Annotated in this window: 6 protein-coding genes; 5 read left to right on the plus strand and 1 reads right to left on the minus strand. The window is 43.2% G+C overall.

Going from position 1 to position 14026, the window contains the following annotated elements; translation table 11 throughout:
- The first annotated feature begins 8 nt into the window (after positions 1–8).
- Positions 9–1778 (plus strand): RagB/SusD family nutrient uptake outer membrane protein, encoded by a 1770-nt coding sequence (locus K2F45_RS10155; protein ID WP_248933465.1) that lies wholly within the window; start codon positions 9–11, stop codon positions 1776–1778.
- 110 nt (positions 1779–1888) lie between these two features.
- Here K2F45_RS10155 and K2F45_RS10160 read toward each other — a convergent pair whose 3' ends face one another.
- Entirely contained in the window at positions 1889–2302 is a 414-nt protein-coding gene (locus K2F45_RS10160) for a metallophosphoesterase (protein WP_248933466.1), read from the minus strand.
- Positions 2303–2658: 356 nt separating this feature from the next.
- On the opposite strand from K2F45_RS10160, the gene K2F45_RS10165 reads away from it, so the two are divergent.
- The 4 genes from K2F45_RS10165 to K2F45_RS10180 all read left to right on the plus strand — a co-directional run bounded on the left by K2F45_RS10165 (position 2659) and on the right by K2F45_RS10180 (position 14018).
- A complete protein-coding gene (locus K2F45_RS10165; protein WP_248933467.1) occupies positions 2659–3249 on the plus strand; it encodes a YdeI/OmpD-associated family protein in 591 nt (196 codons plus the stop codon).
- Positions 3250–3789: 540 nt separating this feature from the next.
- Positions 3790–7806: a hybrid sensor histidine kinase/response regulator transcription factor gene (locus K2F45_RS10170; RefSeq protein ID WP_248933468.1), complete on the plus strand. Its 4017-nt coding sequence runs from the start codon at positions 3790–3792 to the stop codon at positions 7804–7806.
- A gap of 182 nt (positions 7807–7988) precedes the next feature.
- The gene (locus K2F45_RS10175) at positions 7989–10853 is read left to right on the plus strand and encodes a glycoside hydrolase family 31 protein (RefSeq protein ID WP_248933469.1); all 2865 of its coding nucleotides are present in this window, start codon (positions 7989–7991) and stop codon (positions 10851–10853) included.
- 27 nt (positions 10854–10880) lie between these two features.
- Positions 10881–14018 carry a SusC/RagA family TonB-linked outer membrane protein gene (locus K2F45_RS10180; RefSeq protein WP_248933470.1) on the plus strand — a complete coding sequence of 1046 codons (3138 nt, stop codon included), beginning with the start codon at positions 10881–10883 and terminating at the stop codon, positions 14016–14018.
- Positions 14019–14026 lie beyond the last annotated feature (8 nt).

The following is a 14026-nucleotide window of genomic DNA, read 5'->3' on the forward strand; positions in this document are numbered from 1 at the left end:
AAAAAAAGATGAAAAAAATATATTATCCTTTAATTGCATTGGCCTTGTGCATGTCCTCCTGTAAAAATGTATTGGACATTGAGGACCTCAATTCGCTGGATGAGGCTAAGGTATGGGCTGATCCAAATCTAGTGAACGGCTATCTTGCCAATTTATATCCACTATTTGGTAACTGGAATTCTGGTGCGGACGGAAATTCGGAACAACTAATCGGCATCGCTTTTCCATTGGATGCGGTTACCGTCAACAATGGTTCTTACAAATCATGGGATTATACAACCATCCGGAAAATCAATACGGCCATACAGAAAGTCAATGAAAGTAGTTCGTTAAAAGATGATTTTAAAAAAACGGTGATTGGCCAAGCGTTGTTTATGCGTGCCTTTATGTATTTTAACATGGTCAGGATCCACGGCGGTGTTCCTTATATTACTGTGCCGCAAGACCTAAAAAATGATGATCTTAATGTCCCCCGCAATTCGACAAAAGAATGTTTTGAGCTGATCGTTAAAGATCTAGATCAGGCTATTTCACAATTGCCAAAAACAATTGCAAAAGGAACGGCAGATTATGGGAAAATTGATGGTGATTTTGCAGCCGCTCTTAAAGCAAAGGTATTGTTGTATAAGGCTTCTCCACAGTTTAACCCTTCCAATCCTTATGGAAATGCCTATTGGCAGGAGGCCAATACCGCAAATAAATTAGCTTATGATCAGCTGAAGGCGGATGGCTATAGTTTGACTTCAGATTATTCCAACATTGCCCTGGTAGAAAAGGGTCCAGAGGTTGTTTTTGCTGTGATTAATACCTATCCAAATAAAGTTGCCAATTGGGATAATGGTGTACGTCCGGGATCTGAAAGTAGGGGGCCGGCAGGTTCCGTTCCATCCTGGGAATTTGTAAAAGCTTTTCCAATGAAAGATGGAAAGTTATATTCCGATCAAGCGGGTAAATACCATAAAACAGAAGATCAATTTTTACAATCCTATTGGGAAAACCGCGATCCACGTTTTGACAAGTCTATTGTATGGAATGCCAAAATCTATGAAGTTTCCGGCAAGACCGGCAAAAGACAATATACTTCTGTCGGTATTGCTCCGGCTTTAGATGACTTTGGCATTAACCCGAACGCAAAAACTCCATCGTCCAATTTGGATCGATATAGCGGGTTTTTTATCTTAAAAAATTCTAAACTGTCATTAAAGCAAACCGAAGTGGAAACTCAGTATGATGTCGACTTTGTGTTGATGCGCTATGCCGAGGTCCTATTGAATTATGCTGAAACGGCAAATGAAACAGGAGATTTTGCGACGGCCTTAGACCTGGTTACGCAAATTAGGAAAAGAGCGGGAATCGAGCCGGGCGCAGACAATAAATATGGCATAACGGCAACCACGAAGGAGCAAATGCGTGAAGCTATTTTGGCAGAGCGTAATATTGAGTTCTGCTTTGAGGGACATCGTTTTTGGGATTTAAGAAGGTTACGTAAGCTCAATATACTGAACAATACAACCAAACATGGAGTTGAAGCGATAGCAATAAATTCAAATGGAACCGAGATGAATCTGGATGATGCCAATGCATTGGCCAAAACATATACGTTGAAAGAAAATCAGTTTAAATATAGCGTCTTGCAGGTGCCTAGTACAGGAAATAAAGTGAATTTGGTGCCCGATACCTATTATTTCTTTCCCGTCGCGCAGTCGGTCATTGACAAGAACCCAAATATCAAGCAGAATAAAGATTGGGGCGGAACATTTAATCCAACCATGGAATAGCATTTTTGTCTAAACCCATTCAATAAAAAACACCCGCAACGGCTTTAGCTGCTGCGGGTGTTTTATTTAAATCTCATTTATGGTGAGTTTATTAATCACCCGATTGAGCCCTATTTGGATGATAATTTAAAAACTCTTGAACTGAGTCTACCCTGGCCTTTGATTTTGATTTCTTTCGGATAGAGTTCCAAAAGTCCATAGGCATTGCTGGTAGCTGTTTCGATCATACCTTCCATGGTTACAAAAGGAATATTATTTGCCATTACATAATTGCCTTTATGATTATGACCGGAAAGTACCAGCTTAACTTCGGGGAATTGGTATAGTATATCAAGAACCTCCCGGTTATTGAGTGTTTCATAGCCGTTTTCTGGCAATAAAGGATGATGTGTCAATACGATCACATGCGCTTTGTTTTTCCGCGCTTGGGCAAGTTCGTTTTGTAACCATTCGAGTTGTTTACGGTCAACTCCGCCATTCCAGGGTTGCGTATTTTTCCTTCCGCTTGTCTGTAGGCTATCCACCAGGGTTTTCCATTCACTTCTGTGTTGATTGTAATTTTTTAAGGACTTATTATTTGAAACGAAATGCAAAAATAAATACGTATGATAAAGAAAATCCTGATTAGCTTGACTTTAATTACCATTATTGGCTGTTGCTGTTTTTTTTACGCTATTCGACGCTATCGACTTGGCGCCTACGAAAAATAATCATTTGGCGAGTGAGGAAAAATGGAAAATAGAGCAGCGGGCTGATATTGTCAATAGGACAAGCTGGTCGTTGTTGTTCTGCAAAACATGGATGACTAGTATTCAGAAAAAACGTATTTTCACAAAAGACAAATTTTATCCATACCAGTAAGGACTAAAAAACTATATCAATGATCAAACGGAATTCTGCGGAGAGAATCACTATTTACCTGAATACAAAGGAAGAGTGGCGATTTTGGCTTGAAAACAATCATCACATAACACAATCAATTTGGGTGATCTGTAATACTAAAAAATCAAATTTACCGGTGGTCAACTGGACTGAACTTGTGGATGAAGCATTGTGTTTTGGCTGGATTGATAGCACACGGAGGCCGATTGATGCCTATTCATTCATGCAGTTATTTAGCCGAAGAAAACCCAATAGTACCTGGTCTAAAATTAACAAAGAAAAAGTTAAAAAACTAATCGATGCGAATCTGATGACTCCAGCGGGGCATGAGGTTATAAAAATAGCGCAAGAAAATGGCTCTTGGTCAATTTTGGACAGTGTGGAAGAATTAATTATTCCCGAGGATTTGGATGAAGCATTTCAACATTACGCTGGTTCAAAAGATTATTTTCTTGGATTGAGTAAATCCGTCAAAAAAATGATGTTGCAATGGATTGTTCTCGCCAAAAGACCAGATACCCGCAAAAAACGCATTGATGAGATTGCCGCAAGAGCAGCAGAAAAAGACAGGCCTAAGCAATTTCAGTAAGTTTCCAGTATTTTGAACTGCTATTTCGAGTGGTGAATAAAGGATTTTTAGTCAGATCTAAACATCTGGTGTTAGGAATTCTATTGCCTAATAGGGCTGTTTAAATAGTGCTATTTTCATGGCTATTTAATAGCAATCTTTTGGAAGCGCTTCATTGTAAAACTGATTTTCAATTTTTCCTACAAAACGTATTAATTAATTTATACCAGTTCTACTATTAGCAGGGGTTTAACAAGGGGATAACAGGGGGTTAACAGGGGTATAACAGGGGTAAACCCTTGCTAACACCCTGTTAATCCCCTGTAAAAATGGTATTATTCCGGTTTAACTTACGAACGTGATCGCAATGTGGTAACTTGGTTAGCGGATAAAGAATAGCTGTCTCAATAATGCCATTTTTATATTGGGAATATGATAAGAGGTGATAGTGCGTGTTGTATAATGATGAAACGATCAAAAGACCATGTCAAAGCTTATATTAATAGCAACTTGATTTGCTGTATTTGATCAATTTTTGTATCATTGGGGAGATGATAACCAATGCAGCAGCTTAAGTCTTTTTTATACGCGTATCTCCAACTCTTTCTTCTCCTTTTGTTAGGTCAATCGCCAGTTTGGAGCCAGGTCAATACGTATGCGTTTAAAACCTTAACTTCTGACCAGGGCCTGGTCCATAATCATGTCAATTGCGCACTCAGGGATAAGTACAATTACCTCTGGTTTGGTACCGAATCTGGCCTGAGCCGATTTGATGGGGCGCAATTCACAAATTTTCGCTATTCCGCCAATAAACGTACCGGGCTGAGTGGAAATTCGATTTCCGCAATCTTTGAGGGACCAGAAGGAAATGTATGGATCCGTACCAGCAACCGGATGAATGTGTATGATCAGCATTCAGGCATTATCGTCCAGCAGCTTGATTCCATACTGACCCGCTTAAAGTTGCCCGTCAAAGACGTACATACGATAAGACAGCTGGAAGGGCAGACCTTTGCACTATTGTATAGCGATCGTTCGCTGATCTTGTACGATAGCCTAAAGAAAACCTATCGTACTGTACCGCAGTTGACCAAAAACAACCGAATAGCCGATGTGATAGCTGGGCAAGGGCAGACGATCTGGGTAATCTACGAAAATGGCCTGCTGGGTCACATTGATACGAAATCACTGCGAAATACCAAAACTAGCTTATTGCCGATCAGCAATAAGCTGGTAAATTATAATCTATTTGCCGATCAGGACGGGGCGATATGGATCTTCTCAAAGGATATTCCAATCGGTGTATACTGGCTTGATCCGAAAGATGGATCAATTCAACATCTCCAAAAAGAACTATCCAATCCTTTTGTAGGCAATATCGTGCAAGATGATAAAGGGCATCTCTGGCTAGGAACTGACCATGGTGGGATCAATGTTTATGATAAAAAAACAAAAAGTGTACAAATCATCGGTAACGATAAATATGATTTACGGAGCCTACCTTACAATAGCATAACGGCTTTATATCGGGATAAGTCAGGTATTATCTGGACGGGAACATACAAAGGCGGCATCAGTTATTATCATCCCAACTTGTTATTATTCTCCTTAGTCAAGAACTATCCTGATCCTGGACTTCCCAAATCACTTCCCTTTGACGACGTCAATAAGTTTGTACAGGATCGAAAGGGTAATCTCTGGATTGGGACAAATGGCGGGGGATTGCTCTATTATGATCTCAGTCAGAAAACCTTTACGCAATACCTGCATGATCCTCAGGATCCCAATAGTTTGAGCAGCAACGTGATTGTTTCCTTATTGCTGGATGCGGAAGACAGGCTATGGATAGGAACTTATCGAGGTGGTATGTGTCGATTTGACGGCAAAAGTTTTAAGGTTTTCCACCGTGACGCGGCCCCCGGGAAATTGAATGACGATAGTGTATGGGAGATCTATGAAGATAGTCAACATCGGTTTTGGATAGGAACGCTAAGTACCGGCCTGTACCTGTTTGATAAAAAAACAGAACAGTTTTCGAAAACATATACACGGCAGGGCCAAACCATCAACAGCAATTATATCTCTGTCTTATTTGAGGATTCAAAAAAACGTCTCTGGATCGGCACAGCTACAGGATTGGCATTGTTGGCCCCCGACGACAAGATTACTTATATCAATACATCCAGTTCGCCTATGAAACTCATGAATGATCTAATTTATGATATCAAAGAGGATAAAACTGGTCGTATTTGGGTAGCGACACAAGAGGGACTGCATGTAATCGATGGTGCGAAAATAAGCTATCTTACACAGCAAGATGGGCTTAGCGACGATGCAATCCTGGCGCTCTTGATAGATGATCAAGGTGATATTTGGGCTTCCACAAACAAAGGCCTGTCGACGATTGTCGGTACAGGGCAGGCAGAGAAGTTTATCATCCGCAATTTTACGCAGGAATTGGGCCTTCAGGGTAATGTATTCAATGAAAACGCTGCTTTAAAAATGCGGGACGGAAGACTTGTTTTTGGTGGGCCAAAGGGGTTCAATTTTATTGATCCTGCGAAAATTAGCCGCGAAAGTGAACTGATCTTGCCGCTTTTGTCCAATCTCTATTTATTCAATAAGCGGGTCGCCGTAGGTGAAGAATTTTCGGGCCGGGTCATTTACGATCAAGCCCTGAATAATCTTAAGGAACTGAGGCTTCCGTACAACCTCAATGCCATTTCGCTGGAGTTCTCGACCTTTGACTACCTACAGCAACATAATGGACTCTATCAATATCAGCTTGCTGGTCTAAGTGATGAATGGTTTGATTTTGAACCGGGAACCATGCGGGCCAGTTTTACCAATCTGGACACGCGCAGCTACAGCTTGTATATTCGGCATGCTATCGATTCAAGTAGCTGGTCAGATGGTGTACTACTTTTGACAATCGATATACAGCCACCGTTTTGGCGTTCAACAATGGCCTTTCTTTTTTATGCCTGTTTGATATTAGTCGTCCTATGGGCTTATTTTTATTTGACAAAACTGCGTGTCAGGACGCGTAATCAACTCTATCTCGCACAAGAGCAAGCTGCACAGGCAAAGGAATTGGATGCGTTGAAAACACGTTTCTTTACCAATATAAGCCATGAATTCAGGACTCCGATCAGTTTGATTCTAACTCCAGCACAGCAGCTGCTGGATGAAGAGCAGCATCCGGAAAAAAAAGCCGACCTAAACTTGATCAAGAAGAATGCAGACCGTCTGCTTAAATTGGTCAACCAGCTGCTGGACTTTAGAAAATTGGAGAAAAGTGAACTTGAACTGAACGAAGAATATGGGGACCTCATGGGATTTATCCGCGAACAGCTTGATGCCTTTGCCGGGATAGCTCAAAGCAATCAGATCTCGCTGCAGGTCAATATCGCTCCAGACACATATCTGTCCTGGTTTGACAAAAACAAATTGGAAAGCATTATTTTCAATCTGATGTCAAATGCGGTCAAATTTAGCCCAGTATCCGGTATTGTGACATTCAATGCCGAAATCACTGAACAAGAAACAGAAAAGATACTGTGTATTGAAGTTCAAAATCAGGGTATAGCGATTCCCGAAAATTTACAAGCCCGCGTTTTTGAACGTTACATACAACTGGATGTGCCAAATGGAAAACTGAATCAGGGTACAGGCATCGGGCTTTCTATTGTCAAAGACTATGTCGAATTCTTGAGTGGAAATATCAGGCTGAGCAGCAATGCGCACTGGACGACATTTAATGTTCAGTTGCCCATAAATAAGGCCATAGCGAGCGCCGATCCCGTCGAAAGCAGTAAGCAGGATAAACCCGCTATTTTATTGGTGGAAGATGATATTGACTTCCTTCATTACTTGGAGCGGACCCTGAGTTCGGTCTACCTAATTTACGCTGTACAAAGTATTAATGATGCAAAATTGACCCTAAGCAAGCAGCAGGTCGATCTTGTCATCACCGATCTCAGCCTGCCTGGAGAGAGCGGACTGGATTTTTGCCGCTTTATAAAAGCCCAGGCTAAGCTGGTCCATATCCCTGTGCTGATTGTAACTGCGGTAGTCAATCAGAAGATCGAACTGGAGGCCTTACAGGCCGGTGCAACAGATTATATCAACAAACCTTTTAATATCAGTCTGCTGCGTTCAAAATTGGCGCAGATACTCCATCAGCAGCAGACGTTAGTAAAACGGTATAAAAAACAGATCAACGTTAATCTGGCGCAGCCCGATATCGAATCTGCTGATGAACAGTTTATCCGTGTGCTTGTAAAGGAAATTGAGCAGGATCTCAGTGACTCTTCGCTTTCTGTCGAACTGCTAGCCAAAAGAATGAACCTCACCCGCGTAGGGCTTTATAAAAAGGTGCTTGCAATCACAGGCTATTCACCGATGGAATACATCCGACATATTCGGCTCAAGCGTGCCATGCATCTGGTTCAGAACTCGAAATTATCGATGGCTGAAATTGCTTATGAAGTAGGATTCGGAAATCCGAAACAATTCAGCAAATATTTTAAATCTGCATTCGGTAACCTGCCGTCTTTTTATCGAAAAAGCTTGTAAATAAGTGAATTATCGATAGTGTTGCCCGCGAGTATTCCCGCATAAGTTAACAAAATAACCCCTAAAAGTTAACAAAACATACCCCTTATACAACCGGTTGCATTCTATATTTGATCTGTTCTTTCAATAGGAAAGGACGTGTAATAACCAAGGGAATATAATAACCAATAAATCTTATTTAAATGCGCAACTTAACGTACGCTTTAAGTGGTTTGATGCTCTTCGCAATCGTGCAGCAGGGATTTAGCCAAGCCAATAAAGCTCATTATGAAAAAATGCCTTCCGGTATTAAGGTCAGCTTCAAAAATTCGGAGACCTCCATTGATCAGGATATTTATTTGGATGTCGTAACCGACAAGATTGTGCGTGTCACAGCTGTTCCGGCTGGTGCAGTCTTACCGGGACAAACAAGCTTAGTGATCGTCGATTCACTGCGCCGGCAAGTAAAATCACTCGCGGTAAGCTCGACAGACTCGACGGTAAATGTACAAACGGCCAATATGCAGGCAGTTGTTTCCTTGATGAATGGTAACGTGGAATTTTTTGATCTTAAGGGGCAATCCATCCTTAAAGAAGCAAAGCGGAATTCAAGTTCTTTCTTAGCCAATAGTTATCAAGGTGATGCATTTTATCACATTAACCAAGACTTTATTGTCAATGCTGAAGAAGGGATCTACGGACTCGGCCAACATCAGAATGCGGTGATGAACTATAACCGTGGAAAACAGGTTTCGCTGCTGCAATATAATACAGAAATCGGAATCCCCTTTTTACTGTCCACCAATAACTATGGTATTTTATGGCACAATTACTCCATCACAAAAGCGGGCGACGTGAGACCGTTATTGCCCTTAAATGCTTTTAAACTACAGTCAAAAGAAGGTGAACCGGGCTGGCTCACAGCAACCTATGTAAATCGGAACAAGGGCGAAGAGGTTTATCTATCCCGACCGGAATCGATCATTGACTATGGCTACCTAACAGATCAGCACAAGTTTCCAAAAGGCGTAAATCTGGCCGAAAGCAAAGTCATCTATGCCGGAAGTTTCTCTTCGCCCTACACAGGCAAACATGTGCTGCATTTTAAATATTCGGGTTATATGAAAGTCTGGATTGATGGGGAGCTGGTCGCCGACCGCTGGCGGCAATCCTGGAATGCAGGTACCTTTGAGATTGAGAGAGACCTCCAGAAAGATAAGACCCACCAGATCCGCATGGAATGGATACCAGATGGAGGGGAGTCTTATTTTACCTTAAACTGGCAGAGTCCTATCCCGGAAGTGCGTAAAAACGTATTTTCCTTTAATTCGGAAGCTGGCGATGCCATAGATTATTACTTTGTTCAGGGCGCATCAATGGATGAGGTCATTGCAGGTTATCGCCACTTGTCCGGCAAGGCACCGATTATGCCGCTTTGGAGCTTCGGATTTTGGCAGAGCAGAGAACGCTACAAGACGCAAGCGGAAATTGAAGCGGTCGCAGCTGAATTTCGCAAACGTAAGATTCCAATCGACAATATTGTGCAGGATTGGTCTTACTGGGCTGAAAATGACTGGGGGAGCCAGAAATTTGATGTAAAGCGTTTCCCAGATCCTCAGGCCATGGTGAAGAAGCTGCATGATCAGCACTTTAAGATCATGATTTCGGCCTGGCCCAAAATCAATGAAGAGTCTTCCGTATACCAAGAATTTAAAGCCAACAAATGGATCTATCCACGAAATATTTATGATGGCAGAAAAGACTGGATCGGAAAGGGCTATACCTCGACATTTTATGATCCTTTCAACAAAGCGGCACGCGATGGGTTCTGGAAATTGTTGGACAACAACCTGTTCAAAATTGGGATCGATGCTTGGTGGATGGATGCCAGCGAACCAGATATTCACTCCAATATTGATCTGGATGAGCGTAAATCGGTTTTTCAGCCGAGTATAGGGTCATCTGTTCGCTATTATAATGCGTTCCCTTTGCAAAATGCCAAGGGTATCTATGAGGGCCAGCGTGAAACAGATCCTAACAAACGGGTATTTATTCTGACGCGATCTTTTTTTGCAGGGCAGCAGCGCTATGCTGCGGCGGCCTGGAGCGGCGATATTGCTTCGAGATGGCATGACATGAAAGATCAGATTGCCGGGGGCATCAATTTCTCGATGTCCGGGACACCTTACTGGACCATGGATGCGGGTGGCTTTTTGGTTGAAAATAGGTTTCACAAACCTAATGCGGCGGACTTGGAGGAGTGGCGCGAGCTGAATAGCCGCTGGTACCAATATGGGGCATTCTTGCCTTTGTTCAGGGCGCATGGACAATATCCCTACCGCGAACCGTACAATATCGCTCCTGTGGATCATCCGGCCTATAAAAGCATGACTTATGCGATCAATCTGCGGTATAAATTACTGGCCTATAATTACAGTCTTGCCGCAAAGACTTTTTTTGAGGACTATTCGATGATACGTGGACTTGCCATGGATTTCCCGCAGGACAAAGATGGATTCGACAGCAACGACCAATACCTTTGGGGGCCATCCTTGCTCGTCAGTCCAGTCACAGAAAAAGGAGCAACCTCACGCAAGATACACTTTCCAAAAGGAGCCAGCTGGTATGATCTATACAGTGGCAAGATGGTAGCAGGCGGGCAGGATCTGCTTATTGCAGCACCATACGAACGTATCCCTGTTTATGTCAGGGCCGGAGCAATCGTGCCCATTGGGCCGGTCATGCAGTATACGGCCGAGAAAAAGCTGGATGTACTGGATATTTATATCTATGCCGGAGCAGACGGTCAGTTTTCACTCTATGAAGACGAAGGGAGCAATTATAATTATGAAAAAGGGAAATATAGCCGAATTGATTTCAGCTACGACAATTCTGCACAGACGCTGTCTTTGGCCAGCCGTCAGGGAGATTTCGACGGCATGCTGACCAAAAGAAAGTTCAATATCATTTTTGTCAGCGACAGGAATGCCGTCGGACTGGATGTTTCATCAGCAAAATCTACAGTGGTAACCTATGCAGGTAAAGCCTTGCAGGTCAAATTAAAATAATAAAAACCAATTTATAAATCAAGACATATGATAAGCAAACAATTGTTGAGCAGGGGCATGGCCGTCGTTGTCATGACCAGCGTGACCTCTTTGGTCTGGGCACAATCCTTCACCGGATCGGTTGTTTCGGCTGATTCAGGATTGCCGATCGGGGGTGCGAGTATCAGCGTAAAGAATCAGAAGATTTCAACGAGCAGCGATGAATCGGGCAAGTTTTCTATTGCAGCCAGCACAGGGACTGTATTGACCATTACTTACGTAGGGTACAAAACGGAGGAAGTTAAAATTACTGGTCCCAATATGGTGATCCGCCTACAGCCGCAAGCTTCCGATCTCGAAGAGGTGGTAGTCATTGGCTACGGTGTACAAAAGAAAAAACTGAATACAGGAGCCAATTTGAAGGTGGAGGGTGAAGAACTGCAGAAGCGCAATCAATTGAACCCGCTGCAGTCGCTTCAGGGACAAGCACCGGGTGTATCCATTACATCAACTTCCGGTCAGCCGGGAGCAGATATGAAGGTCGTCGTCCGGGGGTTGGGAACAATCGGTAATTCGGGCCCCTTGTACGTCATCGACGGCGTTCCGGGAGGGGATATTTCGGTCTTGAATGCGGCCGATATCCAATCTATCGACGTACTGAAAGACGCAGCTTCGGCCGCCATCTATGGTTCGCAGGCTGCCAACGGGGTTATCCTGGTCACCACCAAAATGGGCGCTGCGGGAAAAAACGTGCTGTCGTTTGATGGCTATACGGGCATTCAGAACGTTTCGCGTAAAGCAAAATTGCTGGATGCAGATCAGTACAAGCTGATCATGAATGAGCAATCGCTGAATTCGGGGGCCGCGCTGATTGATTTTAACGGCATGGACGGTCTAGCCAATACCAATTGGATGGATTATATGTTCAAGGATAATGCAAAAATGGACAATTACAATGTTGCCCTGACTGGCGGCAGTGAAAAATCCACCTACGCCTTATCGATGAATTATATTGGTCAGGAGGGGATTGTCGGTGGTAAAGACGTTTCCAACTATCAGCGTTATGGTTTCCGGACGAATTCGGAACATAAACTCTTCGATAACTTTGTGAAAATAGGTCAGCACCTCAACTTTAACTACATCAAAAATCGAGGCATCAGTGTGGGCAATCAGTACAGCAATACGCTGCGCGGTGCGTTTGCCACTTCGCCTTTGTCACCGGTGTATTCAGACAACGGCCTGTATGGAAGTCCTTTCAATGATACTTCCAATTCACCTTGGTACAATGGGGACAGCAATCCATATGGGGTGATGATGACCAATTCGAACAACGCCAATGATGGCCAAAAACTATTAGCCGATATCTTTGCGGAAATCGAACCGATCAAAGGCTTGAAGGTCAGGTCATTGCTGGGATTCAACTATTATGCTTCAGAATACAGAAGTTTTACGCCCTTATACCGCTTCTCCATCTACACCTACAACCAAGATCATACAACAACCTCGCAGAATATGAGCAAAGGTCATACGCTGACCTGGACAAATACAGCTTCTTATGACTTTGATATCAATACGGATCATCGCTTTTCGGCCATGGTCGGTATGGAATCGCTACGTTACCAGGGAACTTACCTTTCGGGGTCCAACTGGAATCTGCTTTCGCAGTTCAATGATTTTGCACATGCTTACCTAGACAATACTACAGGCCAGGCACACCTGGATGAAAAAGGAAACGTCGTCGAAACGCGTACGGTGTCAGGAAAACCTGAGAACATCACCCGTAGGGTCTCGTACTTTGGACGGCTGGGCTACAATTATAAGGAAAAGTACCTGTTGAATGCTACATTGCGTGCAGATGGATCCTCTAAATTTTCGCGCAGCAACCGTTGGGGATATTTCCCTTCGGTATCGGCAGGCTGGGTAATTTCTTCGGAAGAGTTTTTTAAAGAACATTTAGCGGCTGTAAACTTCTTTAAACTCCGCGCTTCATGGGGGCAAGTGGGTAATCAGGATATCGCTGATTTTCAATATGCGGCACCCATCAGTACCTCAACAGGCATTACATCGTCCAACCCCGGCGCACATTATGTCTTTGGAACGAGCAACAATAATATTGCCGGGGCTTATCCGAGCCGCTTATCCAATCCGAATCTGACCTGGGAAACTTCCGAACAGACCAATATCGGATTTGATGCCAAATTTGCGAACAGCCGTCTGGATGTTGTCGCCGACTTTTATGTCAAAAAAACGAAAAACTGGCTGGTTACAGCGCCTGTTTTGGCGACAACCGGAACGTTGCCCCCTTTTATCAATGGCGGTGACGTGAAGAATACAGGGGTGGAACTGGGACTAAATTGGGCGGATAAGATCAATGAAGTCAAGTATCGCCTTGGGGTAAATGGTGCCTATAACAAAAATAAGGTGGGACAGATACCAACTGAAGATGGTATTATTCACGGACAGACAGCCATGTTATACGATAACTCGGAAGAATTTTACCGTGCCGCAAACGGCCTGCCCATTGGCTACTTCTGGGGGTATAAAACAGACGGGCTATTCCAGAACCAAGCCGAGATCGACGCCTGGAAAACAGGCGGGAAAGGTATCCTTCAAGCGGATGTAAAACCGGGCGATGTAAAATATGTAGATCAGAATAACGATGGTATTATCAATGCCTCGGATAAGACAAATCTAGGTGTTGGCATGCCTAATTTTACCTATGGATTTAATATTGGACTGGATTATAAAGGATTTGATTTCTCGGTGAATGCCTATGGTTCCCTTGGAAACAAAATTGTACAGTCTTACCGCAATCATGCCAATAAACAAGCAAACTATACCACAAGAATATTAGACCGATGGACCGGAGAAGGTACTTCCAATACGATCCCCCGTGTTACGGAAACTAATGTCAATTGGCAGTTTTCAGACCTCTATATTCAGGATGGAGACTTTCTTCGGATCAGCAATGTGACCTTAGGTTATGATCTGTCGAAGCTGATCAAATGGAAGTATGCTAATCAGATCCGGTTCTACGTACAAGGTCAAAATCTGTTTACGTTCACCAAATATGATGGGATGGATCCCGAGATCGGCTATGGAACAGATGGTTGGGTATCGGGTATCGACCTCGGTTACTATCCAAGGCCAAGGACTGTATTATTTGGCCTAAATGTTAAATTCTAAACACAAGA

It is taken from the genome of Sphingobacterium siyangense (assembly GCF_023277505.1).
Classification (GTDB): Bacteria; Bacteroidota; Bacteroidia; order Sphingobacteriales; family Sphingobacteriaceae; genus Sphingobacterium; species Sphingobacterium siyangense.